The organism is Flavobacterium amnicola, assembly GCF_004122165.1.
Taxonomy (GTDB): Bacteria; Bacteroidota; Bacteroidia; order Flavobacteriales; family Flavobacteriaceae; genus Flavobacterium; species Flavobacterium amnicola.
Genome location: NZ_SBKO01000011.1, coordinates 1 through 1,569, shown reverse-complemented (window position 1 = coordinate 1,569; position 1,569 = coordinate 1). Strand labels below are relative to the sequence as shown.

Sequence of the window (1,569 nt, the reverse complement as noted above, 5' to 3'; positions counted from 1 at the left end):
AAGCTTCAACAAATATACGATGAAGAGTTTGATCCTGGCTCAGGATGAACGCTAGCGGCAGGCTTAACACATGCAAGTCGAGGGGTAGGTTACTTCGGTAACTGAGACCGGCGCACGGGTGCGTAACGCGTATGCAATCTACCTTATACAGGGGGATAGCCCAGAGAAATTTGGATTAATACCCCATAGTATTACGAAATCGCATGGTTTTGTAATTAAAGTTCCAACGGTATAAGATGAGCATGCGTCCCATTAGCTAGTTGGTGTGGTAACGGCACACCAAGGCAACGATGGGTAGGGGTCCTGAGAGGGAGATCCCCCACACTGGTACTGAGACACGGACCAGACTCCTACGGGAGGCAGCAGTGAGGAATATTGGTCAATGGGCGCAAGCCTGAACCAGCCATGCCGCGTGCAGGATGACGGTCCTATGGATTGTAAACTGCTTTTGTACAGGAAGAAACACTCCCTCGTGAGGGAGCTTGACGGTACTGTAAGAATAAGGATCGGCTAACTCCGTGCCAGCAGCCGCGGTAATACGGAGGATCCAAGCGTTATCCGGAATCATTGGGTTTAAAGGGTCCGTAGGCGGTTTTATAAGTCAGTGGTGAAATCTGGTCGCTCAACGATCAAACGGCCATTGATACTGTAGAACTTGAATTACTTGGAAGTAACTAGAATATGTAGTGTAGCGGTGAAATGCTTAGAGATTACATGGAATACCAATTGCGAAGGCAGGTTACTACAAGTGGATTGACGCTGATGGACGAAAGCGTGGGGAGCGAACAGGATTAGATACCCTGGTAGTCCACGCCGTAAACGATGGATACTAGCTGTTTGGAGCAATCTGAGTGGCTAAGCGAAAGTGATAAGTATCCCACCTGGGGAGTACGCTCGCAAGAGTGAAACTCAAAGGAATTGACGGGGGCCCGCACAAGCGGAGGAGCATGTGGTTTAATTCGATGATACGCGAGGAACCTTACCAAGGCTTAAATGGGAAACGACAGGTTTGGAAACAGACTTTTCTTCGGACGTTTTTCAAGGTGCTGCATGGTTGTCGTCAGCTCGTGCCGTGAGGTGTCAGGTTAAGTCCTATAACGAGCGCAACCCCTGTTGTTAGTTGCCAGCGAGTCAAGTCGGGAACTCTAACAAGACTGCCAGTGCAAACTGTGAGGAAGGTGGGGATGACGTCAAATCATCACGGCCCTTACGCCTTGGGCTACACACGTGCTACAATGGACGGTACAGAGAGCAGCCACTACGCAAGTAGGAGCGAATCTACAAAACCGTTCTCAGTTCGGATCGGAGTCTGCAACTCGACTCCGTGAAGCTGGATTCGCTAGTAATCGCAGATCAGCCATGCTGCGGTGAATACGTTCCCGGGCCTTGTACACACCGCCCGTCAAGCCATGGAAGCTGGGGGTACCTGAAGTCGGTGACCGCAAGGAGCTGCCTAGGGTAAAACTGGTAACTAGGGCTAAGTCGTAACAAGGTAGCCGTACCGGAAGGTGCGGCTGGAACACCTCCTTTCTAGAGACTATAAAAAGAGGTTAGGTATTGATTTTTTAT

1 rRNA gene is annotated in these 1,569 nt (G+C 50.1%); it reads left to right on the top strand.

Annotated features, from left to right (window positions below):
- Positions 1–16 precede the first annotated feature (16 nt).
- A 16S ribosomal RNA gene (locus tag EQG63_RS12140) occupies positions 17–1,530 on the top strand.
- Positions 1,531–1,569: the final 39 nt, after the last annotated feature.